21 protein-coding genes and 1 pseudogene are annotated in these 25,236 nt (G+C 41.5%); 3 read left to right on the forward strand and 19 right to left on the reverse strand.

The window, feature by feature from the left end; all coding sequences use genetic code 11:
- The first annotated feature begins 17 nt into the window (after positions 1-17).
- Together N8M95_RS06000 and N8M95_RS06005 are read left to right on the forward strand one after the other, a co-directional pair.
- The gene (locus N8M95_RS06000; protein ID WP_000022716.1) at positions 18-821 is read left to right on the forward strand and encodes a PTS mannose/fructose/sorbose transporter subunit IIC; all 804 of its coding nucleotides are present in this window, start codon (positions 18-20) and stop codon (positions 819-821) included.
- A 23-nt stretch (positions 822-844) separates the two neighbouring features.
- Entirely contained in the window at positions 845-1,756 is a 912-nt protein-coding gene (locus tag N8M95_RS06005) for a PTS system mannose/fructose/sorbose family transporter subunit IID (protein WP_000136864.1), read from the forward strand.
- A gap of 55 nt (positions 1,757-1,811) precedes the next feature.
- Here the strand turns inward: N8M95_RS06005 and pepC are convergent, their stop codons facing one another.
- The 9 genes from pepC to tgt all read right to left on the reverse strand — a co-directional run bounded on the left by pepC (position 1,812) and on the right by tgt (position 14,994).
- Positions 1,812-3,146 (reverse strand): aminopeptidase C, encoded by a 1,335-nt coding sequence (gene pepC, locus N8M95_RS06010; protein ID WP_060627190.1) that lies wholly within the window; start codon positions 3,144-3,146, stop codon positions 1,812-1,814.
- A 111-nt stretch (positions 3,147-3,257) separates the two neighbouring features.
- Positions 3,258-3,980, reverse strand: coding sequence for a pseudouridine synthase (locus N8M95_RS06015; protein WP_049547113.1), 723 nt, complete (start codon positions 3,978-3,980; stop codon positions 3,258-3,260).
- Positions 3,981-4,248: 268 nt separating this feature from the next.
- Entirely contained in the window at positions 4,249-4,479 is a 231-nt protein-coding gene (locus tag N8M95_RS06020) for a GlsB/YeaQ/YmgE family stress response membrane protein (RefSeq protein WP_000901574.1), read from the reverse strand.
- A 9-nt stretch (positions 4,480-4,488) separates the two neighbouring features.
- Positions 4,489-5,730, reverse strand: coding sequence for an aminopeptidase (locus N8M95_RS06025; RefSeq protein WP_261116800.1), 1,242 nt, complete (start codon positions 5,728-5,730; stop codon positions 4,489-4,491).
- Between the two features lie 23 nt (positions 5,731-5,753).
- Entirely contained in the window at positions 5,754-5,906 is a 153-nt protein-coding gene (locus N8M95_RS06030) for a hypothetical protein (RefSeq protein WP_261116801.1), read from the reverse strand.
- Positions 5,907-5,924: 18 nt separating this feature from the next.
- A complete protein-coding gene (locus N8M95_RS06035) occupies positions 5,925-10,316 on the reverse strand; it encodes a PolC-type DNA polymerase III (RefSeq protein ID WP_261116802.1) in 4,392 nt (1,463 codons plus the stop codon).
- 314 nt (positions 10,317-10,630) lie between these two features.
- Positions 10,631-11,782 carry an N-acetylglucosamine-6-phosphate deacetylase gene (gene nagA / locus N8M95_RS06040; RefSeq protein ID WP_261116803.1) on the reverse strand — a complete coding sequence of 384 codons (1,152 nt, stop codon included), beginning with the start codon at positions 11,780-11,782 and terminating at the stop codon, positions 10,631-10,633.
- A 151-nt stretch (positions 11,783-11,933) separates the two neighbouring features.
- Positions 11,934-13,751, reverse strand: a complete 1,818-nt coding sequence (locus N8M95_RS06045) for an acyltransferase family protein (protein ID WP_261116804.1) — start codon at positions 13,749-13,751, stop codon at positions 11,934-11,936.
- A 100-nt stretch (positions 13,752-13,851) separates the two neighbouring features.
- Positions 13,852-14,994 (reverse strand): tRNA guanosine(34) transglycosylase Tgt, encoded by a 1,143-nt coding sequence (tgt, locus tag N8M95_RS06050; RefSeq protein ID WP_020903627.1) that lies wholly within the window; start codon positions 14,992-14,994, stop codon positions 13,852-13,854.
- A 129-nt stretch (positions 14,995-15,123) separates the two neighbouring features.
- On the opposite strand from tgt, the gene N8M95_RS06055 reads away from it, so the two are divergent.
- Positions 15,124-15,981, forward strand: a complete 858-nt coding sequence (locus tag N8M95_RS06055; RefSeq protein WP_141230518.1) for a DUF975 family protein — start codon at positions 15,124-15,126, stop codon at positions 15,979-15,981.
- 27 nt (positions 15,982-16,008) lie between these two features.
- Here the strand turns inward: N8M95_RS06055 and pcp are convergent, their stop codons facing one another.
- The 10 genes and pseudogenes from pcp to N8M95_RS06105 form a co-directional block, all read right to left on the reverse strand.
- Complete coding sequence (gene pcp, locus N8M95_RS06060; protein ID WP_084949886.1) at positions 16,009-16,653, reverse strand: pyroglutamyl-peptidase I; 645 nt, start codon at positions 16,651-16,653, stop codon at positions 16,009-16,011.
- 112 nt (positions 16,654-16,765) lie between these two features.
- Positions 16,766-17,128: a DUF1304 domain-containing protein gene (locus N8M95_RS06065; protein WP_084949884.1), complete on the reverse strand. Its 363-nt coding sequence runs from the start codon at positions 17,126-17,128 to the stop codon at positions 16,766-16,768.
- A 10-nt stretch (positions 17,129-17,138) separates the two neighbouring features.
- A pseudogene (locus N8M95_RS06070) lies at positions 17,139-17,405 on the reverse strand (MarR family winged helix-turn-helix transcriptional regulator); the annotation flags it as partial.
- Between the two features lie 210 nt (positions 17,406-17,615).
- Complete coding sequence (locus tag N8M95_RS06075; protein WP_084949881.1) at positions 17,616-18,821, reverse strand: LysM peptidoglycan-binding domain-containing protein; 1,206 nt, start codon at positions 18,819-18,821, stop codon at positions 17,616-17,618.
- A gap of 159 nt (positions 18,822-18,980) precedes the next feature.
- Positions 18,981-19,607, reverse strand: a complete 627-nt coding sequence (locus N8M95_RS06080; RefSeq protein ID WP_020903674.1) for an HAD family hydrolase — start codon at positions 19,605-19,607, stop codon at positions 18,981-18,983.
- 3 nt (positions 19,608-19,610) lie between these two features.
- A complete protein-coding gene (locus N8M95_RS06085; RefSeq protein ID WP_020903673.1) occupies positions 19,611-20,891 on the reverse strand; it encodes an MATE family efflux transporter in 1,281 nt (426 codons plus the stop codon).
- Between the two features lie 60 nt (positions 20,892-20,951).
- Complete coding sequence (gene thrC, locus N8M95_RS06090; protein WP_261116805.1) at positions 20,952-22,436, reverse strand: threonine synthase; 1,485 nt, start codon at positions 22,434-22,436, stop codon at positions 20,952-20,954.
- A 75-nt stretch (positions 22,437-22,511) separates the two neighbouring features.
- On the reverse strand, positions 22,512-23,789 hold the full coding sequence (locus N8M95_RS06095) for a glutamate-cysteine ligase family protein (RefSeq protein WP_261027024.1): 1,278 nt from the start codon (positions 23,787-23,789) through the stop codon (positions 22,512-22,514).
- A 263-nt stretch (positions 23,790-24,052) separates the two neighbouring features.
- Positions 24,053-24,331: a hypothetical protein gene (locus tag N8M95_RS06100; protein ID WP_081509722.1), complete on the reverse strand. Its 279-nt coding sequence runs from the start codon at positions 24,329-24,331 to the stop codon at positions 24,053-24,055.
- A 6-nt stretch (positions 24,332-24,337) separates the two neighbouring features.
- On the reverse strand, positions 24,338-24,844 hold the full coding sequence (locus tag N8M95_RS06105) for a hypothetical protein (protein WP_216734270.1): 507 nt from the start codon (positions 24,842-24,844) through the stop codon (positions 24,338-24,340).
- Positions 24,845-25,236 lie beyond the last annotated feature (392 nt).

The raw sequence follows: 25,236 nt of genomic DNA on the forward strand, positions 1-25,236 counted from the left end.
ATGAAAGGATTTTAAAGATGTCTATTATTTCTATGGTTTTAGTAGTCGTTGTAGCCTTCCTAGCAGGTCTTGAAGGTATCCTCGACCAGTTCCAATTCCATCAACCAATCGTAGCTTGTACCCTTATCGGTCTTGTTACTGGTAACCTTGAAGCAGGGATCATCCTTGGTGGTTCTCTTCAAATGATCGCCCTTGGTTGGGCTAACATCGGAGCTGCCGTAGCTCCTGACGCTGCTCTTGCTTCTGTTGCTGCTGCCATTATCATGGTTCTTGGTGGCGACTTTACTAAGACAGGTATCGGTGTTGCCCAAGCGGTTGCTATCCCTCTTGCAGTTGCTGGTCTATTCTTGACTATGATTGTCCGTACACTCTCTGTCGGATTGGTTCACACTGCTGATGCTTCTGCTAAAAAAGGTGACTTCAAAGCAGTTGAACGTGCTCACTTTGTCGCACTTCTTCTTCAAGGTCTTCGTATTGCAGTCCCTGCAGCACTCCTTCTAATGGTACCAACTGAAACAGTACAAAGCATTCTAAATGCTATGCCTGATTGGCTTAAAGATGGTATGGCTATCGGTGGTGGTATGGTTGTTGCCGTTGGTTACGCTATGGTTATCAACATGATGGCAACTCGTGAAGTATGGCCATTCTTCGCTATCGGTTTCGTGCTTGCTGCCGTGTCAGATATTACTCTAATCGGATTTGGTGCTATCGGTGTTGCTATCGCTCTTATCTACCTTCACCTTTCTAAAACTGGTGGAAACGGTGGCGGTGGAGCCGCAACTTCTAACGACCCAATCGGCGATATCCTAGAAGACTACTAAGATAAGAAAGGACTGAAAACATCATGACTGAAAAACTTCAATTAACTAAATCAGATCGTAAAAAAGTTTGGTGGCGTTCAACTTTCTTACAAGGTTCTTGGAACTATGAACGTATGCAAAACTTGGGTTGGGCTTACTCATTAATTCCAGCTCTTAAAAAACTCTACACTAAAAAAGAAGATCAAATCGCTGCTCTTGAACGCCATCTTGAGTTCTTCAACACTCACCCATACGTAGCCGCTCCAATCATGGGGGTTACTCTTGCACTTGAAGAAGAACGTGCTAACGGTGTTGAAATTGATGACGCTGCTATCCAAGGGGTTAAAATCGGTATGATGGGACCTCTTGCTGGTATCGGTGACCCAGTATTCTGGTTTACAGTACGCCCAATCCTTGGATCACTCGGTGCTTCACTTGCCCTTACTGGTAATATCTTAGGTCCAATCCTCTTCTTCGTTCTTTGGAACTTGATTCGTATGTCATTCTTGTGGTATACACAAGAGATTGGATACAAGGCTGGATCAGAAATCACTAAAGATATGTCTGGCGGTATCCTTCAAGACATCACTAAAGGAGCTTCTATCCTTGGTATGTTCATTCTTGCTGTCCTTGTTCAACGTTGGGTAAATATTAAATTTGCTTTCGATGTTGCCAAAGTTCAACTAGATGAGAAGGCTTATATCCATTGGGATAAATTGCCAGAAGGATCTAAAGGTATTCAAGAAGCATTCGCACAAGTAGGACAAGGATTGTCTCAAACACCTGAAAAAGTTACTACTTTCCAACAAAACTTGGATATGTTGATCCCTGGACTATCAGGACTACTCCTTACTCTCCTTTGCATGTACTTGCTTAAGAAAAAAGTATCTCCAATCACTATTATCCTTGCACTCTTCGCAGTGGGTATTGTGGCACATGTTCTTCACATCATGTAATCAAGCAACTTAAAAGGAATCAGGTTCTAAAATCTGATTCCTTTTTTCTATACTTTTATTCAGCCAAGGCTCCCATTGGATCCCATGGTGCAAGTACGATTGGTTCTGCTTCATAGGCAGCTTGTTCTTCTGCTGTCAGCAATTCTTTGCGAACAACGATTTGGTATGTATATTCGTCCATCCAAGCATCTGAAGCAACAAAGTAACCATCTGTACCAACCTTATCTCCCCAAGAGTTTTCAACCTTCCACTTGGTTGATTTGCCATTTTCATCCAAATCAACACCTGTCAAGACCATAGCGTGGGTCATCAAGCTTTCGCTGTAGTCCAAACGTCCAGCCTTGTCTTGAGTGAGTTTAATGTCCATGCTTGATTCAAAGTCATAAACATCTGTCGCAAGGATTCCAGCTTTACGGTTGCTGAGCTGACCAACATCAGAACCAAACCAAACAGTCTCACCTGCTTGCATTTGAGCAATCGCCAATTCTTTTAAGCGCTCCATCGGCACGTTGATGTAGCGAACTGCACGGCTACCAACTACATTTCCTAACATCTCAACTGTGTAAGATTTGCCGTAAGGCTTGTCAGCAGTTGGGGCGTTGATAACAGAAACGTAATCTTCTAGAGGAAGATTGACATATTTCTTGTAAAATTCCTGTGGTGTAATGCCCTTTTCGCTTTGGTAGTTGTTATCCTTATCGCGATAAGCAAAGTCAAATTTACGTGGTGGAAGACCCAATGACATAGCAAGGAAGTTAAAGATTTCTTGCAAGAGGTCTTCTTTCTTAGCTTGAACAGTCGCTTGGTCTGCGCCAGAAGCAAGCAAGTCACGCAAGATTTGAGCATCTTGGCGAAGCAATTTGTTAAGGATTGCATTTAGCTCACGGCTGCTACTAGATGAAACTGACTCAGGGTAAACTGACTTAGGCACGACACCGTATTTCTCAAAGAGAGACACCACCATATCCCATTGTCCACCATCTTGTTGTGGAGTTTGGAGTAGGAAGCTAACCTTACGACTCGTCAAGTCTTGGTCTGCAGTCGCAATCACTTGCTCCAAGAACCAGTTTGATTTCTCATACTTGTCCCAGAAGAAGGTGTGGGCCTGTGATAACTCAAAATTTTCTAGTTTGTATTGTGAGATGAGTTTGTGGCGGAAGGTGTTAAGAGCTGCAAACATCCAGCAACGACCAGATGCTTTCTGGTTGGTTACCTTGTCCTTGGTCAAATCCAATGAGAAAACAGGTGTGTTATCTACATGGCTTTGGCGACGTTCTAGAGCTGCAAAAATTCCGTTGTGGCTGGCAGCATTTTCAATCGCTTGGTATTTTACATTTGCTTCATAATTGGCAAATAGTTTATCAGTAAATGATTCTTGAATCGCGTCCATAGATTCCTCCTTTTATTCTACAGTCTATTATAACTCTTTTCACAAAGGAAGCAACTGAAAAACATAAAAGGCAAGGACATTCTTCCTCACCTTTTTCTAATATAAACCAAACTAAGCAATACTTGCAAGGAGAGCTTCTAATTCCTCCTCGGTCAAGCGACGCCATTCTCCTCTTTGTAAGTTCTCATCTAAAATCAGAGTTCCCATAGCCAAACGCTGTAGGTCTACTACTTCCTTGCCACAGTAGGCTACCATACGCTTGACCTGATGAAACTTCCCTTCTGCAATAGTCACACAGATTTGGCTCTGATTCTTTTCTGCATCTGTGTAAAGAATCTCCAGTCTAGCGGGCTGACAGGTAAAGTCTTTGAGCGGAATGCCCTTGGCAAATGTCTCTACGTCTTCTTGGGTCATAATTCCCTTGACCTGTGCCTGATAAGTCTTGTCAACATGACGCTTGGGTGAAAGAAGAGCATGAGCCAGCTGGCCATCATTGGTCAAGAGCAAAAGACCATGCGTGTCAATATCCAAGCGTCCTACTGGAAAAACTTCCTTGCTCCGAGCAATATCATCCAGCAAGTCCAGAACCGTTCTGTGCTTAGGATCCTCAGTCGCTGAGATAACTCCTTTGGGCTTGTTCATCATGTAGTAGACAAACTCTTCATACTCCAACACTTGCCCGTCAAAGCGAATCTCATCTCTTTCTTCATCAATCTGCAGTTTCGCTGACTTTTCTTTTTTACCATTTACCATCACGCGCCCAGACTTGAGCAAGTTTTTGACCTCAGTCCGACTCCCCACAGCACAGGCAACTAAAAATTTATCTAATCTCATAGAACTATTATATCATACTCAAAAGGAGGCTGGTACAATGACCAACCTCCTTTTCGTTTCATACTCTTCAAAAATCTCTTCAAACCGCGTCAACGTCACCTTGCCGTATATATGTTACTGACTTCGTCAGTTCTATCTGCAACCTCAAAACAGTGTTTTGAGCTGACTTCGTCAGTTCTATCTACAACCTCAAAGCAGTGCTTTGAGCAACCTGCGGCTAGTTTCCTAGTTTGCTCTTTGATTTTCATTGAGTATCAGATTTAAGAAATTAACTTCCTCGTCTCCAGAAAATCGCTAAGACAATCATGGAACCTAGTACTGCCGGAATAATGGCAGTTCCTGCTATTATCGGCCCCCAAGTCCCAAAAAGCAAGTTCCCTATAAAGGCACCAATCCAGCCTAGAAACATTTTTCCAAAACATCCCATTCGCTCTCCACGATTGGTCAGAGTACCTGCTAAAAATCCCACTAGGAGACCAACGAACATACTTCCTAACATATTATCTCCTTAATTTGCCCAATCACCGTTACGGAAGAGTGGTACACGTGTCCCATCCTCACGGATACCATCGATATCCATTTGGTTAGAACCAATCATAAAGTCTACGTGAACATCTGAACGGTTAAGCCCCGCAGCTGCAAGCTCCTCTTCGCTCATCTCCGCTCCACCAACAACACTAGTCGCATAGGCTGCACCGATAGCCAAATGATTTGATGCATTCTCATCGAAAAGGGTATTAAAGAAGGTAATGCCTGACTGAGAAATTGGGCTTGGATCTGGTACCAAGGCACATTCACCCAAGGCACGCGCACCCGCATTTTCAAAGACAAGGTCTTTCATGACCTGATCACCCTTCTCAGCAGTGATATCAACGATTTGTCCATCCTTAAAGGTCACCTTAATACCTTCAATAATGTTTCCGTTATAACTAAGCGGTTTTGTAGAAGTGACATAACCATCTGCACGACGGAAGTCAGGTGCTGTGAAGACTTCCTCTGTCGGCATATTTGGCAAGAATCCTTCGCCCTGTGCATTGATAGCACCAGCTGATTCCCAAACATGGTTTTTCGGCAAACCAAGTGTCAAATCTATTCCTGGCGCTGTGTAGTGAAGGGCTGAAAATTGCTCTTTATTAAGCATATCGGCCTTGCTCTTGAGGATAGCTGCATGCTCTTCCCAAGCCTTAACAGGATCTTCTTCATAGACACGGCAAGTTTTGAAGATTTGGTCCCAAAGGAGATCGACTGCTTCTTCATCGTTCGCAGCATTTGGAAAGACTTTCTTAGCCCACTCAAGTCCAGCAGCGGCTGCTACCGTCCAGCTAACCTTGTTAGATTGAGTTGCGATTCGCATTGGCTTCATGGCAAGTCCCATAGCTTTAGCAGAAGCTGAAAGCTTGTCAGCATCCACACCGTTCAAAGCACCTGGATCAGATGAACGAACTCCAAGACGGCTAGCCTTGTTTTCCAAAAGATAGTTCATCTCAGCAATCTTATATTCTGGCACATTGTCCAAACGCTCCATCGGCGCATGGAGGAATTTCTCACGGTTAATCACATCATCTGTCCACTGAACAATAACCTCGTGCGCACCCAAAGCATAAGCTTCTTTGACGATTAAGTGAGCCAACTCGCGTTGCTCCACATCGATAGAGAGAGCCAAAGTGTGACCAGGTTGCACATTGATTCCGTTCGCAACCAATAATTTCGCATATTTTTCTAGATTTTCTTTAAAATTTGGTAAAACCATTTTATTCTTCCTTTTCTTTTTGTTTATTTTTCTTTCAAAGCAGAGAATAATCCTGCTAAAGCAATAGCACCTGACAAGAGTGCTGTTGATAGAAGAATTGTCTGATCAGCAAGTTCTAATTGATAGTCAAACACCTTCTCAGCCGGCTTATCTTCCGCAAATATTCTTAGTTTCATCTATTTCCCTCCAAGACCTTAAAACAACTCATCAAACAAGCTCAACTGGTTATCCTCTGGCATATTACCGAGAATACCCATTTCATCCATCTTTTCAACCAAGGTTGATGAGAGTCCACCACGCTTGCGTAGTTCTGTTTTAGAGAGGAATTCTCCCTCTTCACGCGCTCGCACCAACTGCTTAGCAACGTTCTCTCCCAGACCATCCATAGCGACAAATGGTGGAATCAGTGTATCTCCGTCAATGATGAATTCAGTCGCATCACTACGGTAGAGGTCTAACTTGCCAAACTTGAAACCACGTTCCCACATCTCATTGACAATCTCAAGAGTTGTATAGAGATCGATTTCCACATTGGAAGCTTCATTGTTCTTCCGTTTTTCAGAGATTTCTTCCATTCTACGCTTGATAGTATCCAAGCCCGCACCCATGGTCTTGATATCAAAAGCCTTAGCGCGGATTGAGAAGTAAGCACAGTAGTAATAAATGGGATGATGAACCTTGAAGTAAGCTACACGCAAGGCCATCATAACATAGGCTGCCGCGTGGGCTTTCGGGAACATGTACTTAATTTTCCCACAGGACTCGATATACCACTCTGGCACCTTATTGGCCTTCATGGCTTCGATATAGCCATTTCTCTCTTCTTCTGAAATCTTCAGCCATAAACCTTTACGCACCCGTTCCATGATGGTAAAGGCCATCTTAGGTTCCAGACCAGCATGCATGAGGTAAACCATGATGTCGTCCCGACAACCGATAACAGTCGATAGGTCTGCAATTCCTTGCTTAATCAGATCTTGAGCATTGCCCAGCCAAACGTCGGTACCATGGGACAGACCTGAGAGCTGAAGCAACTCCGCAAAAGTCGTCGGATGCGTCTCATCTACCATCCCACGTACAAAGTTGGTTCCAAATTCTGGAATCCCCAGCATACCTGTCGGCGTTCCGATTTGCTCAGGAGTCACACCTAGCACATCAGTCCCAGAAAAGAGGGCCATCACGCCTTCGTCATCCATAGGGATTTCATTAGGATCAATCCCAGACAAGTCCTGGAGTTTTCGAATCATGGTCGGATCATCATGTCCCAGTACATCGAGTTTGAGGACATTCTCATCGATATCATGGAAGTTAAAGTGAGTCGTCTGCCATTCAGCCGTCACGTCATCCGCTGGATACTGAACAGGCGTAAAGTCGTAAACATCCATGTAGTTCGGAATAACAACAATTCCCCCCGGGTGTTGTCCTGTTGTCCGCTTGACACCAGCTGCACCTTGAGCAAGGCGTTCCACCTCTGCATCACGATAAAACTTCCCGTAGTCTCTCTCGTAGCCCTTGACAAATCCATAGGCAGTCTTGGCAGCTACCGTACCAACCGTTCCTGCACGGAAGGCATATTCCTCACCAAAGATATCACGCACATCCAAATGGGCGCTAGGCTGGTCTTCTCCCGAGAAGTTCAAGTCAATATCAGGAACCTTGTCTCCATCAAAACCAAGGAAGGTCTCAAACGGAATATCCTGCCCATTTTTGCTGAGTTTGTGGCCACATTTAGGACAGTCCTTATTGGGCATATCAAAACCTGAACCGTAAGAACCATCAGTGATAAACTCACTGTACTGACACTGACCACAGACATAGTGTGGCGAGAGAGGATTAACCTCTGTAATCCCAATCATGGTCGCAACGAAACTGGACCCAACAGACCCACGAGAACCCACCAAGTAGCCCCGTTCATTGGAACGTTGCACCAGCATCTGGGAAGCTAGATAAATCACAGCAAATCCATTCCCCAGAATAGAAGTTAATTCTTTTTCAATCCGCAAATCAACAATATCTGGTAGCGGATTTCCATAAATCTCAAAAGCTTTCTTATAGGTCAACTCAGCAACCGTTTCTTCAGCCTTATCGATGAAAGGCGTGTACAAGTCACCCTTAACAACCTCAACGGGTTCAAATATTTCTGCCAAGGCATTGGTGTTTTCAATTACCAATTTCCGAGCCAGTTCCTCTCCCAAGAAGGCAAATTCATCCAACATTTCATTAGTCGTTCTAAAATGAGCTTTTGGAAGTGGTGCTGGTTGGGCATGTTCCCCATGACCGATAGTCCGGTTAATCATAGATCCCTGTCCCAAACTACGGACAATAATTTCACGGTAAATCTCTTCTTCTGGTTCGATATAGTGGACATTTCCCGTAGCCAGAACAGGCTTGCCAAGACGGTCTCCCACTTCTATCAAACTTTTGATAATGGTCTGGAGTTCTTCCATATCCTTAACCTGCTCCTTGGCAATCAGTGGCGCGTAGATAGCTGGAGGCATGACCTCGATAAAATCATAATACTTGGCCACCTCAACCGCCGCATCCACACCTTGAGAAACAACTGCATCGAAAACTTCGCCTTCAGAGCAAGCTGAGCCTAAAATCAAACCTTCCCGATGGGCATCTAAAACCGTTCTCGGAACCCGTGGCACCCCTTCAAAGTACTTGGTATTGGATAAAGAAACCAGCTTAAAGATATTTTTTAGACCTACCTGATTCTTGACATAGATGGTCGCATGCTTGATCCGAGCTTTTTTATAAGAATCTGGACTAATCAAATCGATGTTAAGTCTAGCCAAGTCGGTTACACCATGTTTTTCTGCCACCTCTTTGATAAAGATGAAGAGCAGACGACCAGTAGCTTCCGCATCGTAGTTGGCCATGTGGTGATGTTCTAAGGCCACACCAAAACGCTTGGTCAAAGGTCCCAAACCATGACGTTTATACTCAGGATAGAGGTTTCTAGCAAACTCCAGCGTATCAATAACTGGCTGAGTAATCTTTGGCAGACCATGACGCTCATAGTTGGCATTCATAAAGCCAACGTCAAAGGTCGCATTGTGGGCAACTAGGACCGTATCCTTGCAAAATTCTTGGAATTCTTTCAAAACTTGTTCTAGTGGTTTGGTATTTTTGACATGGTCATCTGTAATTCCAGTCAACTCAGTCGTAAAAGCTGACAAGGGATGTCCAGGATTGATAAATTCATCAAATTCAGCAATGACATTCCCCTTGTACATCTTAGAAGCCGCAACCTGAATCAAGTCATTATAAATAGCTGAAAGTCCCGTTGTTTCCACGTCAAAGACCACATAGGTCGCTTCTGACAAGTCCATCTCTACTTCGTTATAGACGATAGGAACACGGTCCTCCACGATATTGGCTTCCATCCCATAGATCAGCTGGATTCCCGCTTTCTTAGCCGCCTTATAACCGTGTGGGAAGGACTGAACATTTCCATGGTCCGTGATGGCAACCGCCTTGTGTCCCCACTTAGCAGCTGTCGCAACGATCTCTTCTACCTCGGGTAGTGCATCCATGGTCGACATGTTAGTATGAGCATGAAACTCAACCCGACGCTCACCTTCTGGCATCAAGTCCTTCCGCTCATAGTGAACAACTTCCTGCACGTCTTGCACGTTCATAGTCAAATCACGTGTGAAGTTATTCATCTCCACATTCCCACGAACTCGGAGCCAAGAGTTTTTCTTGATTAAATCAAACTTCTGAGCCTCTTCCTCGTTCTTAACCCACTTTTGCATCGAAAAACTTGAAGTGTAGTCCGTCATTTTAAAGTTGATCAAAACACGCCCTGTTCTGGTCACTTTTTGCTCCACATCAAAAACAACCCCTTCAAAGACCAAACGATTTTCCTCCGTCGTCACTTCGATCATAGGAGTAATCTCCACCTTGTCCAACTTTGGTTTAGGTGTAGCTTTTTTAGCTTGAAAATCAAAGGATGGTTTCTCTTCCGCTGGAGGAGGTGCCATCTGTTCTAGTTGTTCCATAGCACGGAGCGCTTCCTCGTTAGCAGCTTGAACAATCTGCTCATTTTCAGCATGAAAGGCCTCTTCCTGCTCTTGTGTCAGGACATCATTCTTCTCTACTTGACAATTAAAAGCTGGAAAACCAAACTTTTCAAGTTGTTTGGCTAAATTAGGAAGATGATTTTTCTTAAAGTGTTCCTTATCAATCGCCTCAGATCCTTCAATAAAGAGTTGATTGCCCTCCGCACGAACTCGCAAATTCTGATAAAGGGACTTAAAACCTTGACTAGCACATGGCCCCTCAGAAAAAGCCTCTCTATAGTAGGACTGCAAGAGTTGATTTGAAAATTCTTGAGACAGAGTCTTGATTTCGAAAATAGCTTTATTGCCTGTCTTAGAAAATTCTTCGCTCAAACCTTTCTTTAATTCTAAAAAGATTTCAATCGGTAAAATATTAGAAAATACGAAATGAAACTCCCATACCTTACTAATTTTATGAACCACAACTCGCTCAATATCGGCCTGTGCTAAAGCAGGATCCTGTCTCATTTCAGCAGGCATCCCCAGTTGATTCATCAAAATTTCAAAACTGTTTGACATTCATTTTCCTCACATTATTCTTCTACTATTTTACCATATTTAGAGGTATTTTCTAAAGACAAAAGGAAGCCACTTTAAGACAACAAAGAATTTCCTTATTTGTATTCTTACTACTCATTTAAGGAAATTAAAAAATCTTCATAACAGTACTCCCCCAAAAAAGTTAGATGAATAATTTACCTAGTGAATTTAGTTCTGTTTTACACATAACAAAAACACCCCGAAAGTTAGGCGGAAAAAATCTAACTTTTGGGGTGCAATTTATTCTTTATAAAACCTGAAAAGAAATCAGTCTTTAACTCCTACTTTCTCTCTTATGCTTGATAACGTTTCACGCCATCTAGATAGGTTGCTACCAATTCCAAATCTTTATCTAGTACGATAAAGTCCGCGTCATAGCCTTCACGGATTTGACCACAGACATCGTCAATATGAACGGATTTAGCTGGGTTGAAGCTTGCCATCATAACTGCTTCGTGTGGAGAGGCAATGTTCCAGTCAACCACATTCTTCAAACCGTCTTTGAGTTTGAGAATAGAACCCGCCAAGTTACCTGTAGATTTGAGACGAGCAGTTCCATTTGCAACGACAACTGGGAATTCTCCCAACATGTAGTCGCCGTCTTCCAATCCACCCGCTGTCATACAGTCTGTGATAAGGGCAATATTTTCAGTTCCTTTTTGTTTGATAAGAATTTCGCAGGCTTTTGGATCTACGTGATGGCCGTCACAGATCAACTCTGCATAGGTATGTGGCAATTGGTACATGGCTCCAACCATACCCAGTTCGCGGTGAGTTAACCCACGCATGCCATTGTAGGCGTGTACCCAAACGCTCGCTCCAGCATCTACTGCCTTTTTAGCTTCGTCAAATGTTGCATCTGAGTGACCAAGAGCAACTGTCACACCTTCTCCAGTGATAGTCCGTACAAAGTCTTCTACACCTTCACGCTCTGGCGCAAGAGCAATTTTATTAAGCAAGCCATTAGCTGCTTTTTGCCAAGCACGAAACTCATCCATACGAGGATCTTTCATATAGGCAGGGTTTTGAGCTCCCTTGTATTTCTCTGTGAAATAAGGCCCTTCAAAGTAAATACCACGAATTTTCGCTCCACTTGCTTCCTGATAACGAGCACCGATATTTTCTGTTACCGCAAGCAATTGCTCATAAGTTGAAGTCAAAGTTGTTGGCAAGAAGCTGGTGACACCTGTACTAAGTAGTCCTTCACTCATGGTATGAAGGGTTCCTTCGATATTATTATCCATAACATCCACACCGCCAAATCCATGAATGTGGGTATCTACAAGTCCTGGAGCAATGCTATAGCCTGTATAGTCAATCACCTCAGCGCCTTCAGGAATCTGCGCGACATGTTTTCCAAACTTGCCGTCCACAAGTTCCAAGTAACCTCCACGACGAACTCCGTGTGGGTAGAAAAATTGATCCGCTTTAATATAGTTAGGCATAATGTTAACCTCCTCAAAAGATTGATTCTACAATTTATTATGTCAATTACATTATAAACCTTTCTTTTTTATTTGTAAATGGTATAGACCTATTTTCTAGAGATATTTTAAAAGAGCTGGATTTCTCCAACTCTTCTCTTTTTAATACAAGTTATTTTGATTTGACCGGCTTGTCTTGAGCTGTTTGCAAGGCTGCAGCAATGGTATCTGCATACAATTTAGCTCCTGCTTCAATTTTACTATTGTCACTTCCAAAATGGACTTGGTCTGTCCCAGTCCAGATCTCTGGATGCTCTTTAGCAACTTGATTCCAATCTGCTATCGTGATGTAAGGAGTCTTCTCTGCCAATTCTCTCATATAGGCAGCCTCTTTCTCAACGATTGCATAGGTCTCTTTTGTCTTATCTCCCTCATAAGGAGTCACCAAAACCATATGGTGGCCCTTAGGAAGATTTTTTACGATACTATCCCAGTCTTCCTTGTAATTTTCAGGATTATTTACCCCAGTTGCAATAACCACCATCTTTGGTAGAAATTTATTCTGGCTATTGTTGAGCATGATTTCGTTGGCGGTCTTGGTTGTTCTGCTGACTTGTGCATTAATCTGTGCTCCAGGAAGGGCTGTCTGCAAGGCTGTATTAGCTCTTAGTGCTACCGAATCACCAATTAACATAGTGCCATCAGCAATTCCTAAACTATCAGCTTCTGCTCGTTCTGTCATCACCTTGGTCTGGCTAATATTTGTTGCAGCTTGCTTCAAGCCATTGACAGTTAAGTCTGTCTCAAAAGCTCCCACTTGTGGTGCCAGCAAAATTACTAAGAAGACAATGAAGGCCAAGATTCCAGTACTTGCTGCAAGGATTGTGTGAATATGAGGCAGGGGACGAAGGGCTTGTATAATAGGTGTGTTCTTTCCCGCAATCCAAGGTTCCAGCACATAAAATGACAGGCTGGCAAATCCATAAGAAAAAAACAAAGTCAGTAACACAGCAAGAAGATTTGATGTCAACTGTGAGAAAATGATATAGAAAGGCCAATGGAAAAGATAAACCGCATAGCTAGTATCCGCTAAAAAGCTGATAATCTTTGGCTCCTGCATGTTAGGAGTCTTTTCATGTAAGACACGCGCCGCCAGAATCATAGCAAGGGCTGCAAGGCTGGCAAGCAAGAAGCCCATAAGATAGGCAAAGAGATAGGTAAATTTGACAAAGAAGGTCAAAATGAGTAAGAATCCAAAACATCCTCCAAAAACCAAAAGGGTCTTGCGTAAATCCCAGATTTTATCCAATTGCTTAACTAGGGAAGTCGTCTGACGAACGCCTACAATCGTTGCTAACACACTTCCCAAAAAGAATGGATAGATATGAGTTAAACTGGAGAAGTAAACAGAAGAATAAGAAGTTACTAGAAAACTACCAATAAACATAGAGAAGAAGCTGATCAAGAAGGCAGCAGCAGACAAGAGAAAGACCATTCCCTTCAACTGACCATTTGATTTAGCCTGTTTGGATAAGAACCAAACTGCCAAGCCCCAGAGGATATAGTAGTGAACCTCAACAGCCAAGCTCCAATTATGAACAAACAAATGAGGAATGAACTGAGATTCATAACTTCCTCCTGTTAGAAGTTCATAGAAGTTGGTCATGAAGCCTAAGACACCCGCAATTTGACCCCCAATTCCAGCCACATAATCTTGGCGAACTAGAAAGGTAAAGGGCATGGTTACCAAGACCATCAAAACCACAGGTGGTACGATACGATAAAAGCGTCTCCTAAAAAATCCAACCAAATCAATTTCATGATTTTTAGAAAATTCTTCGATAAGTAGAGCTGTAATCAGGAAACCTGAAAATGTAAAAAAGACATCTACCCCGAAAAATCCTCCAGGAAAGATCGTCTGAAAGAAATGATACAAGAGTACCAAAAGTAAACCTGTAATCCTAATCAAGGAAAACCATTTAATACGCATACGAGTTTATTCTCCCTTTCATTATACACTTTATTCTATCAAAAAAAGAAGAAAAATCCCAAGAGAAAACTTAGGATTTTTAGCTTATATCTATTCCAGTTTAAAAATTACGGCCTGATTTATTATAGCCATATTTTTCAATAAAATACTCACGGAATTCTAAGAGATTGTCATCCATGATGGCTTGTCGCACTTGCTTCATCAGGTTAAGCAAGAAGTAAAGATTGTGATAGCTAGTCAAGCGGATACCAAAGGTTTCATCAGCCTTGAGCAGGTGACGAAGATAAGCGCGTGTATAGTTCTTACATGTGTAGCAATCACACTCAGGATCCAGTGGCGTAAAGTCCTCAGCAAACTGGGCATTTTTTACAACCAAACGACCTTGACTGGTCATACAAGTCCCATTACGAGCGATTCGAGTCGGCAAGACACAGTCAAACATATCCACCCCACGAATCACCCCATCAATCAAGCTATCTGGCGCTCCCACACCCATCAAATAGCGAGGTTTATTTTCAGGCAGCAGTTGGGTTGTGAAGTCCAAGACAGCATTCATCTCTTCGTGGGTTTCTCCCACTGCCAAACCACCGATAGAGTAGCCTGGGAAATCCATACTGACAAGGTCATGAGCCGATTGTCGACGCAGGTCTTCAAATCCTGCCCCCTGCACAATCCCAAATAATCCTTGGTCATGCGGACGACGATGAGCCTTCAAACCACGCTCAGCCCAACGGCTGGTACGCTCGATTGATTTCTTAACGTAGTCGTAAGGTTGATAAAACTGAGGACATTCGTCAAAGGACATCATGATGTCTGAGCCCAAATTATTCTGAATAGAAATGGCTTTTTCTGGGGACAAGAACATCTTAGAACCATTGAGATGGTTTTTAAAGGTTACCCCTTCTTCTGTGATATTACGGCTATCTGCTAAGGAATAAACCTGAAAACCACCACTATCTGTCAAGATAGGCTGGTCCCAATTCATGAACTTGTGGAGACCACCTGCGCGTGCGATGAGTTCATCTCCAGGGCGAAGCCAGAGATGATAGGTGTTTGACAGGATAATTCCCGAACCCATCTCCTTCAATTCTTCAGGCGACTGAGTTTTGACAGTGGCTTGTGTCCCAACTGGCATAAACATAGGTGTTGGGAAGGTACCGTGGGGAGTGATGATTTCTCCCAGACGAGCTCCTGTGTGTTTTTCTTTCTTAATCAAACGATATTTGATTGGTGAATCTGACATTTTTTACCTCCGAAGCTGAGAAAGACAGTCCCAGTTCATACTTTGTGCCCAAGGGCATACTGTATGATTTTATCAAAAAAAGTAGGAACTGTCACGAACTATGTATAGGAACTATGGTATAATGAGAGAATGAAATACCCAAAAATTGATTTAAAAACCATTCGTCTGCAGGCTAGACAATTTCAATCTGAAAATCCCCGCCTCTTTCTCGTCTATCTCTTACCTAGCATGCTGGTCATTTTGTCTGGCTTCCTCAATCCCTTAGAGCGTATCAACGAAGCAATTTTAGAACAACCCTTTTTAAGCGTGTTTGGCCATGTATTCCAAGCCTACCTCTTTCCATTATTAGTTTCCTTTATCGGAACAATACTTCTAACCAGTTCAGTCTATACAACCCTAAAACTCATCAAGAATCCAGATACAGAACTATCCATCAAAAATAGTCTCACTCTCTTTAACGAAGAGTACTTTTCACAAACCTTTTTGACTCTCCTTCTCAAACGTTTCTATCTCTTCTTATGGAGCATTCCTAGTTTGCTTGGAATTTACTTCCTTTTTTACAGTAGCTTTCTTGCAAAGAAATTCGTTGCCCTTCACCCTGAGTTTCCCAATCTGGATCTCACGTCAGTTGAAACTGAGCGTTTCCTCATGGCCTTTGGTCTTTACTTTCTAGCAAGTATCCTCTTGATAGTTGTAGGAAATAGTCTCTATATTCCACAATACTATGCCTATTCGCAGGTAGAATTTCTCCTCTGTGATACTCTAGATTTAGGACAAGCCAAACCAGGACAAATCCTAAAAACCAGCCGTTTCCTGATGAAAGGCTACAAATTTCAGCGCTTTATTCTAGACCTACAACTCCTTCCTTGGTACTTCCTCAATTGGATTACCTTTGGAATTGCTAGTTTCTCACTCCTACCCTACATTCAAATCAATAAAATAATTTTCTACCGAGCAGTACTGGCTCGAAAACGTCCAAAAGCTTGAAGGTTTTTCCCCTCAAGCTTTTTTCTATCAATGAGTTTCTCCGCCTACCAACTTAAGATCCTGATCTCCATGTTCTATAATGGCGCCGATTGCTGCTTCTAGCCCTCTCCTAATATCCACTAAACTCATAGCTGGAGTGGTCGGTCGATTCACCACCTGTTCCATCATATAAGGAATATGCATAAAACCTGCCTTGACATGGGGAAATTTCTTTTCTACCAAATAGAGGACCTGATACATCAAATGATTGCAGACAAAAGTCCCTGCCGTATTGGAAACAGAGGCCGGCAAGCCCTCTTTTTTTATAGCTTGAACCATCGCTTTAATCGGCAAACTACTAAAGTAGGCCGAAGCACCATCTGCTCGAATGGGAAGGTCAATTGGTTGATTACCCTCATTATCAGGAATCCGTGCATCATCTTGATTAATAGCTACTCGCTCAGGTGTCAAGCTAGACCTTCCACCTGCTTGGCCGATACAAAGGACAAAGTCAGGTTGATAACGGTCCATCTCTTCTTCCAATACTTGAGCCGATTTGTGAAAGACTGTTGGTACTTCTAGACAACGGACCTCAGCACCATGGATTTCAGCTGGTAAACCTTTAATAGCCTCCAAGGCTGGATTGACCTTTTCCCCTCCAAAGGGCTCAAAACCTGTCACTAATACTTTCATTTCTAACTCCTCAAAACAAATTCAATAAAACTCTTTTCTTAAAAACAAGTATAACATATTTCCCTTATTCTGGAGTGAAAAGAACTAGAGAGGATCTGACCGGCATTAAAGTTTATTTAAAGAGAAAAATACTAATCAAGGCCAAAATAGCTGGTCCACCTTGCTTCAAAATAATTTTCTTATCTGCTGTGAGAGAGCCATAAGCCGCAGCACCAATCACAAATAAAACAAAAATAGTCACAATTTCTAAATTCTGTGAGAAATAAATTCCATACAAGAGAAAGACTCCTAGCAAAGCATTATAAATCCCTTGATTTTTAAACAATGAACTTACTGACGGACGAGCCAGTTCTTCCTTGTCCATGTTAAAGACACGACTAGTCGCATCTGATTGCGTTGCAATACTTTCCAAATAAAAAATGTAAAAATGCTCCAAAGCAACAATCGTTGCTAAAATGGTTGTCATAATTGACATCTATTTCTCCTTAAATTTCTATATTTTCAATACCCAAAACCAATTTATTTACTAAACGGCTGAGTTCTGTTCTTTCAGACTCTGTTAAGATACTTTCCATCTCTTCCTTAACCTTGATATACTGCAGAGGTGGATTCACCACTAATTGCTCCTTAGCATACTTCGTAGCCTCTACCAACACTTCCCGCTGATTTTCAGGATTACGATGACGCTCCACCAAACCTTCCTTTTCCAGAATTTTGAAATGTCGGGTCAAAGCAGCCTGATCAATCTTCAAATTTCCATTCATATTGATACTCAATGAAAATCAAAGAGCAAACTAGAAAGCTAGCCGTAGGTTGCTCAAAGCACAGCTTTGAGGTTGCAGATAAAACTGACGTGGTTTGAAGAGATTTTCGAAGAGTATGACAAACAAAAAACGAACGAGACTCGCTTTCTATCACGAAAGCTAGATCTCATTCGTAAAAACGATATTACCAAGTCTGGTTTATCCATTCATTGAAACATGAACGTGATCATAGTGATTTTCTGTCACGCTACCACGGTCTGGCATTGGGTTCCAAGTATTAGCTGGCCCATATTTACTATCGAATGGAGCATAGAAACGTTGTTTCCAGATGATATAACTAATACCACGGCTAGCCATGTTTTGAATAGCGTATTCCGCAATCTTATCCCCTAGTTCTGAGCTTTCTGGTACCATAAAATCGATAGCCAAACCTTTTCCGTGGTCTCCACTATCTCCTGGACGGTAACCACTAAAGGATGTGATGCCAAACAAGTTGGCGATTTCTTCTTTAAAGGCAGCTGTTTGTGGTTGAAGGCCTGCATTTTCAGATTTCGCTACCGCAAGTCCAGCATAATCGGGCGCAGCTGGAGCCGCGTAAGTTGTTGAAACTGTTTTCGCCTCTTCTGGTTGATAAGTAGAAACTGCTGCTGTAGCTTCACTTGATGATGCTACTTCTTTTGCTTCTTCTGAACTTGTTGCGGTTGTTTCGGTTGCTTTTTCTTCTACTGCCGTTGTAGTTGCTTCCACTGTTGAAACAGCTTGAGGGCTGGCTTGTGTTTCCTCTTTCTCAGCTGGAATTGTTGCCTGAGGAGTTGCCTCTGCAACTGCATTGCTTGTCTCGGCTGTTTGCTCCTCTGACGTTGAAGTATTTGTAGATGGTGCTACTTCTTCTGCAGTAGCAACTGTCTCTGCAACTTCTGAATTTGTTGCTACTTCTTTTGTACTTGTAGTTTCTACCGCTTTTGGCGCTTCTGCAATCGGTTGAGAAAGGTCTGCAACCTGAACAGTTTGATCATCTACGGTCACTTGATTGGTTGTCAAATCTGCTGTCGCAGTTGTCACCTCTTCACTAGAAGCCGCTTGAGGTGTTTGGATTTCAACTTCTGTTACTTCTTCTGCTTCATTGACGGTCGTTGTCAAAACAGTTTCTGGGAAAATCAAGTCCATATTAGTGATTTTATTCAAATTCGCAAGAACTGTGACATCTACACCCAAGGCTTCTGCAATGGTGCTCAAGGTATCACCATACTGAACGGTATAACTTGTTTTGTTGTCCGTTTTAGTCAAATCGTTTTGGATTTGCTCAACACTACGTGCAGTCCAAAGAACTTCTTCTGCTTGAGTTGCCAATACTGGGGCAAATGACAAGGCTACTGTTGAAGCTAATAATATTCTTTTCTTCATTCTTTCCTATTCCTTTCAAATGAGTACCTGTCTATCATAACACAAAAAATGCAGAAAAAAAGCCCTCTCGGGCCTATTTAACAGAACTGTCTATTCCTTGTAACAAACTTGGTTACTTGAAATAGTTTGTTAGGTCTCTGTCACAAAACTGACACAATCTTATCGTTCCCAATCCCCAAAAATATAAGGAATATCTGCTAACCCTTGAATCCTATGATTTCCTTCATAAGTCGACTCTAAAAAGTTGATACTTTGAATCCCACTATTCTGGGCAAATTCCACATCCAGAGTCCGATCCCCTATATAATAGGTCTTCTCAGAATCCAACTGATACTTGCCTAACAGATAGTTAGCCGCTTCTGGACTTGGCTTCCGCACAAAACCACTCTGACTGGTTAAAATCTCTGTAAAATAAGATTCCAAACCCAAGTCTCTGAGAATGGTACGAGCATTGTCTCCCTTATGAGTGTAAACAAACTGCTGAATTCCTGATTCCTCTGCCCAAGCTAGCACATCACGCGCACCTGGCATCAAAACTACCTGAGCATTCTTCTCAGCCAAACTCTGGGCACGCACCTGATTTAGCATTTCCACATCCAGCTTTCTCTCTTCTGCCACCTGCACAAGTAAATCCTGCACAGAAAACTTGAGAATAAACTCCCTCACCTGCTCCTTATCATAAGGAATAGAAAACTGAGCAAAAGTTTCCTCAATTCCTGATAAAATCGCTTCGTAAGAATCCAATAAAGTCCCATCTAAATCCCAAATAAAAGCTGTTTTTTGCATTTCCTATCCTTTCAAGCTCATATAACGCTGGTAACGGTAACGTAGAAATAACCAACGAAAACCATTATCCAAAAGGGTTCCGGCCCAAATACCGGGCAAGCCCCAACCAAGCACAATCCCCATCAGATATCCTGTTCCAATGCGGATACACCACATTCCTATACTTGTCGCATAAAAGGGAAGCCGAGCATTGCCCAAACCCTGCCAGACTGCTGTATAGATGACTGTTCCTATCGTCATAGGAGTACCAAGTAGTGAAAAAAGTGTCACTAGCACACTAGCCTCCACCGCTAGAGAATCAGTCGTATAGAGATGAGTTAGTGGTATACCCAAGGCATAGACACTAAGCGTCAAGGGCAACATGAGAAGCAGAGAAAGCCAAAAGGTTTGCTTGCTCAAATTAGCTACTCTTTCCCAATTATCCTCTCCAACTGCTCGAGCTACCAGCATGACCGTTGCAGTAGCGACGCCAAAGGCAGGCATATAGTTAAACTGGGTCAAGACTTCTCCGACTGCATTTCCAGCCACCGCCTCCGTTCCAAAAGAAACAACCAAGGCAATGATCACGACATCTCCAGCCCTCATCATGAGCCTCTCTCCAGCTGCTGGCAACGCTAAGGTCAATAGTTCCTTATCTAAACCAAAAGTCGGTTTCTCAAAAGGCAACTTTAATTGCGACCATAAAATCACAAGACCTACCAAACGAGACAGAATTGTCCCCCAAGCAACACCAGCTATCCCCATATCCAGAACAAAAATAGCTAGACTTGAAAAAAGAATATTCAAGGCATTGGATAAAAAACTAACATAGAGAGGCAGACGTGGATTATGCGTTGCACGAATCAAGGCTCCCAGACTAGTCATTAAACCTAAGAGAACAATCGATCCGCCTACCAAAGATAGGTAGAGTCCACCACTCTCAGCTACATCTCTCTCCGTCCCCAAAAGTCCTATCATCTCTTTCCCAGCGAAGATGGACAAAAATCCTAAAAGGAAACTTAATAGTAAGGTAATCTTCAATGCCTCAGTCACATGATAGGCTAGCATAGATTGATCCTTCTGCCCCAAATTTTTTGAAATAACACTGGAAATAGCAGCTCCCAGAGCGATGAAAATCGCCTGATAAATCGTGATAATATTGCCAGCTACTGATACACCCGAAATAGCTATCAAGCCCAAGTGGGCTACCAAGTAACTATCCACCATCCCCATGAGCATCTGCAAAAAGTTTTCGCCCATAGCTGGCAAGGCAATATTAAGAATGTCTTTATTTTTCTTAAACAATCCTTCCTCCTGATGAAAAGAAACTCAGTTGGTTTCCCAACCGAGTTTACTCCCTCTGTCTTAAAGTTCTAGATAAGCCTCAACCGCTGCTTGCATGTCAGCAGCTGCTACTGTTGTCTTGTGACGAACAGGAGCTGTCTCAAGCCCATCAACTGCAGGTGGCACAACTACTCCTGAGATTTCATGTAATTGAGCCAAGGCTTCAAAGTCTGTCAAGCCTGATTCCCCTGTTACCGCTTCTACAGCAACTACCGGGAACTTGTATGGACTAGCCGTTGAAGCAATCACTGTCTTAGTTACATCACCAGTAGCAGCTTGGTATTTTCTATACACTGCTGAAGCAACCGCTGTATGAGGGTCCTCGATATAAGAATCTGACTCATAAACACGCTTGATTTCTACTGCCGTTTCTTCCTCAGTCGCATATTCAGCTACAAAGAGGTCCAAAATCTCTGCGTCAAAGTCTGTCAACTCATATTGTCCTTGCGTGTTCAAGGCATTCATAAGTTCAGCTGTCTTTTCAGCATTATTTCCCAAAAGATGGAAAATCAAACGCTCTAAGTTTGAAGACACCAGAATATCCATAGATGGGCTAGTTGTTACCTTAAACTCACGTTTCTTATCGTAAATACGTGTATTGAAGAAGTCTGTCAAGACATTGTTGTCATTTGAAGCACAGATCAATTTACCAACTGGTAGGCCAATTTGCTTAGCATAAAAGGCAGCCAAGATATTTCCAAAGTTTCCAGTTGGCACTGTGAAGTTGACCTTATCACCAGCCACAATCTCACCAGTCTTGACCAACTGAGCGTAAGCATAAACATAGTAGACAATCTGTGGCACCAGACGACCAATGTTCATAGAGTTAGCTGATGAAAATTGCAACTTGTTGGCCGCTAATTTTTCACGAAGAACCACATCGTTAAACATGTGCTTCACATTTGTTTGAGCATCGTCAAAGTTACCGTCTATAGCGATAACATGAGTGTTATCACCAGTCTGAGTGGTCATTTGCAACTCTTGTACCTTGCTGACACCATCCTTTGGATAAAAGACGATAATCTCAGTGCCAGGTACATCCGCGAATCCTGCCATAGCAGCTTTCCCAGTATCACCAGATGTCGCTGTCAAGATGACAATCTTGTTCTCCAAACCATGTTTCTTAGCAGCTGTTGTCATAAAGTATGGCAAGATAGACAAGGCCATATCCTTAAAGGCAATCGTTGAACCATGGAAAAGCTCCAAGTTATATTGTCCGTCTAATTTCACTAATGGCGCGATAGCTGGAGTATCAAACTTGCTATCGTAGGCATTGCTGATACAGTAGTCCAACTCCTCGGCTGTAAAGTCATCTAAAAATGCCGACAAAACTAACTTAGCAACTTCCTGATAAGATGCATCTTTCAATTTGTCAAAGTCCAAATCTACCTTTGGATACGTAAGCGGTATAAATAAACCACCATCCGTCGCCAAACCTTGCAAAATTGCTTGGCTAGCAGTTACTGTATTGTTGGCATCACGTGTTGATTGATAAACTAATGTCATTACTCTCTATCCTTTATCTATAGTCTCTTCCATTATATCATGATTTTTCAGAAAATTCTCCCTTTATAAGAGAAATTATATGCCCAATTCTTCTTTCAAAGCCTGTAAGTAGGTCATTTCTTGCTTATTTCTCATCTCCAGTCCTTCCTCAGCTAGAAGGAGTAAGTCTGTGGAAAATTCAATAATCGCAGTTTTTTCCTCAGCTATAAGATTTTTTTTAGAAAATTGCCGTCTTAAAAACTTGTAATCACGACCAAATTCTTTAAAGAAAGGTGCTGTTTCTAAATAAGCTTCTAACTTATCTAAATTAACCAACAATCCCAAGTGAAAAGCTGCTGAAGCGAAGGTTCTATCTAGAGGCTGAGTACACACACTACGAAACTCAACTGTTCCGCGAGTCGTTAAGTCTTGGTACTGGTAACTACGATGAGTTTCAAAGTCTTTCTCTTGAGGGTAAATAGAAACCACATCCCCATTAAGAGAAAATGCTTGGATTTCAGGTGTAGACAAATAGTCCCTTGCCTGAATCGGATAAAAATAATAGGTTTGTTCATCACGTTCCGCAGTAAAAATTGCAGAATAATCTAGATAATCAAAAAAATCATCCTCATCTTTAAAGAGTCTAGCATTGACCCCGACGTTTTCTGGATAGATGCCATGCATCGATTCTTCCCAGAAAATATCCCTTGAAATTTTCGTATCCCAATCCTCACCTGAAAACTCAGAATTGGCAAATAAATAAGCCTTAACTGCTTCAATTTGGGTAAAAGCATTAATCACTCGTAAGTAGTTAGACTTTGAAACATCCAACTGTACCTGACTCCCACAGATAAAAGCCCCATATTCAGGGAAATGATGTAAGTCTGATTCCGTCACATTCCTACTCAAATTCAAATAATCCATTAACATCTGATAACGTGGATAAGCAACTGGACAATTCTTATTTTTATCCCAGTTGGGATGAATGCCGCAGCCAACAATAGCATGATTTGATTCAGCTAACTTTTTCTGAGTTACATCCATATAATTGTTAAAACGATTTTCGACCTCTTGAATCGTTTCAGCCTTACCAAATGCAAACTCTATCGTGGTATAGGAAACTTCAAATAAAATAGCATCCTGACTTACTGGATCCACTAACTGAATAGGATTCCCAAAATCATCTACCTTTTCTACAGCTAAATTCAAAGCAGAAACTAAATATCGGAATAAGTGCTTGATAACTTCAACATCTGTAGCATCCCCTTCTAAATTTGTAACAGGATATTCCAGCTCAATCCCGACAAACAATTCAGGATTTTCTTTAATATTTTTCAAATACCGATGTTTTAATAAATCGATAGAACGAGACATACTTCCCTACACTTTCATAATCTAGATAAAATTTGAATAACTACTATTATACTAAAAATTATATAAAAAAGGAACGAAGATTTACAACGTTCCTTAACTCTATACTATACCGGCGGCCGGGGTCGAACCGGCACGTCCTTGCGGACACTGGATTTTGAGTTGGGTTCTTAAGGAGTTGTAAGAGTGAGAACCCATAAAAAACAATATTCTAAACGACTACTTCTATCGTAAAAACGGTGGATTTTTTTATTTTTTGGAAATTTTTAGGAATTCCCATTTCTTAGCTGATGCCTTATTCTTTTACTTAACTTTTTAAGGTCTTCATCATTACATAATTCTTCTCCAATAAATTTACTAAAGGTAAAAGAATGAATCACTTTCTTACGGCTTTCCTCAGTACCATCGTTTAGAAGCTTCAAATAGTTTTCAAAGTCTGCTATCGCTCTCCTCTTGACCGTCTCAAAATCTTCGCCATCACTAACTTGATAATTGACTGGTCGCCACTCTTTGACGGTTTGAATTGTGTCATTCCAAAATTCCATTTTATCTCACTTTTCAATTATTATTTTACTCTGGGTTGAAAACGAGAATTTTTCCAACGGACTATAGATACCTTTTATCTCCACTATTTTATTCTTATATCCTTCGAATATCTCTTCCACCTGCTGATTAGTATAATCATAATTAGGTTTATAAGCAGTATTTGCTATTGAGTTCATTGTCCCAAATACTTTACTAACTCTTGATTCAGCAATTTCTCTAAAATTATCGTTTTTTTCATTCTCCAATTTTGGAGATAAAAAATGAAATGAGGATGATAAATTACGTTTTTTTTCATAAAATTCTGTTCTTGAATTTGAATATTCTAAAAAAAATTTTTTTATTTCATTTCCTTTATCTAATAATTTTAAAAACAACTCATTAACTTCTTCGTCACTATATTCATAATATCTTTTATTTGATAAATTTCCTATTAGTGACAATGTTTTATAAACTTGTGTCATTCTTCTTTCTACTACAATAACAAAATTATTTGCTTTATCTACTGTTGTCATATTGTTCCTCCATCTAACCATTATAGCATCGCAAATCTTTTTTGTCTACTTTTTTAAAATAAACGGTCTATTTAAAAATATTAGACAAAAAGACCGTATTTTTCTTGACATAGTGGATACGATATGCTAAGATATCATCAATAGGTAAATAATTACCTATAACACCGTGTAGAAAGGAAAATTTGTCATGACCCCAGAAGAACAAATGGCATTAGAGTATTTTTATGAAGAGATGGACGCCTATTATTGTGAGGAAGAACAAGCCGAGATTTTTGATTGATACGAGAATTAAATCATATCTATAGTTTCTCAGGATAATTGGGAAACTATATTTGCAAGATACTACATTTATACACAAAAAGGAGAAGATAAATGAATATTGCAAGAGCCTC

Source organism: Streptococcus mitis (genome assembly GCF_946190325.1).
Taxonomy (GTDB): domain Bacteria; phylum Bacillota; class Bacilli; order Lactobacillales; family Streptococcaceae; genus Streptococcus; species Streptococcus mitis_CF.

What these genes read in the sequence shown, in the direction of transcription:
- N8M95_RS06000 (WP_000022716.1), top strand. Translation starts at nt 18, where the DNA reads ATGTCTATTATTTCTATGGTTTTAGTAGTCGTTGTAGCCTTCCTAGCA.
- N8M95_RS06005 (WP_000136864.1), top strand. Translation starts at nt 845, where the DNA reads ATGACTGAAAAACTTCAATTAACTAAATCAGATCGTAAAAAAGTTTGG.
- pepC (WP_060627190.1), bottom strand. Translation starts at nt 3,146, where the DNA reads ATGGACGCGATTCAAGAATCATTTACTGATAAACTATTTGCCAATTAT.
- N8M95_RS06015 (WP_049547113.1), bottom strand. Translation starts at nt 3,980, where the DNA reads ATGAGATTAGATAAATTTTTAGTTGCCTGTGCTGTGGGGAGTCGGACT.
- N8M95_RS06020 (WP_000901574.1), bottom strand. Translation starts at nt 4,479, where the DNA reads ATGTTAGGAAGTATGTTCGTTGGTCTCCTAGTGGGATTTTTAGCAGGT.
- N8M95_RS06025 (WP_261116800.1), bottom strand. Translation starts at nt 5,730, where the DNA reads ATGGTTTTACCAAATTTTAAAGAAAATCTAGAAAAATATGCGAAATTA.
- N8M95_RS06030 (WP_261116801.1), bottom strand. Translation starts at nt 5,906, where the DNA reads ATGAAACTAAGAATATTTGCGGAAGATAAGCCGGCTGAGAAGGTGTTT.
- N8M95_RS06035 (WP_261116802.1), bottom strand. Translation starts at nt 10,316, where the DNA reads ATGTCAAACAGTTTTGAAATTTTGATGAATCAACTGGGGATGCCTGCT.
- nagA (WP_261116803.1), bottom strand. Translation starts at nt 11,782, where the DNA reads ATGCCTAACTATATTAAAGCGGATCAATTTTTCTACCCACACGGAGTT.
- N8M95_RS06045 (WP_261116804.1), bottom strand. Translation starts at nt 13,751, where the DNA reads ATGCGTATTAAATGGTTTTCCTTGATTAGGATTACAGGTTTACTTTTG.
- tgt (WP_020903627.1), bottom strand. Translation starts at nt 14,994, where the DNA reads ATGTCAGATTCACCAATCAAATATCGTTTGATTAAGAAAGAAAAACAC.
- N8M95_RS06055 (WP_141230518.1), top strand. Translation starts at nt 15,124, where the DNA reads ATGAAATACCCAAAAATTGATTTAAAAACCATTCGTCTGCAGGCTAGA.
- pcp (WP_084949886.1), bottom strand. Translation starts at nt 16,653, where the DNA reads ATGAAAGTATTAGTGACAGGTTTTGAGCCCTTTGGAGGGGAAAAGGTC.
- N8M95_RS06065 (WP_084949884.1), bottom strand. Translation starts at nt 17,128, where the DNA reads ATGTCAATTATGACAACCATTTTAGCAACGATTGTTGCTTTGGAGCAT.
- N8M95_RS06075 (WP_084949881.1), bottom strand. Translation starts at nt 18,821, where the DNA reads ATGAAGAAAAGAATATTATTAGCTTCAACAGTAGCCTTGTCATTTGCC.
- N8M95_RS06080 (WP_020903674.1), bottom strand. Translation starts at nt 19,607, where the DNA reads ATGCAAAAAACAGCTTTTATTTGGGATTTAGATGGGACTTTATTGGAT.
- thrC (WP_261116805.1), bottom strand. Translation starts at nt 22,436, where the DNA reads ATGACATTAGTTTATCAATCAACACGTGATGCCAACAATACAGTAACT.
- N8M95_RS06095 (WP_261027024.1), bottom strand. Translation starts at nt 23,789, where the DNA reads ATGTCTCGTTCTATCGATTTATTAAAACATCGGTATTTGAAAAATATT.
- N8M95_RS06100 (WP_081509722.1), bottom strand. Translation starts at nt 24,331, where the DNA reads ATGGAATTTTGGAATGACACAATTCAAACCGTCAAAGAGTGGCGACCA.
- N8M95_RS06105 (WP_216734270.1), bottom strand. Translation starts at nt 24,844, where the DNA reads ATGACAACAGTAGATAAAGCAAATAATTTTGTTATTGTAGTAGAAAGA.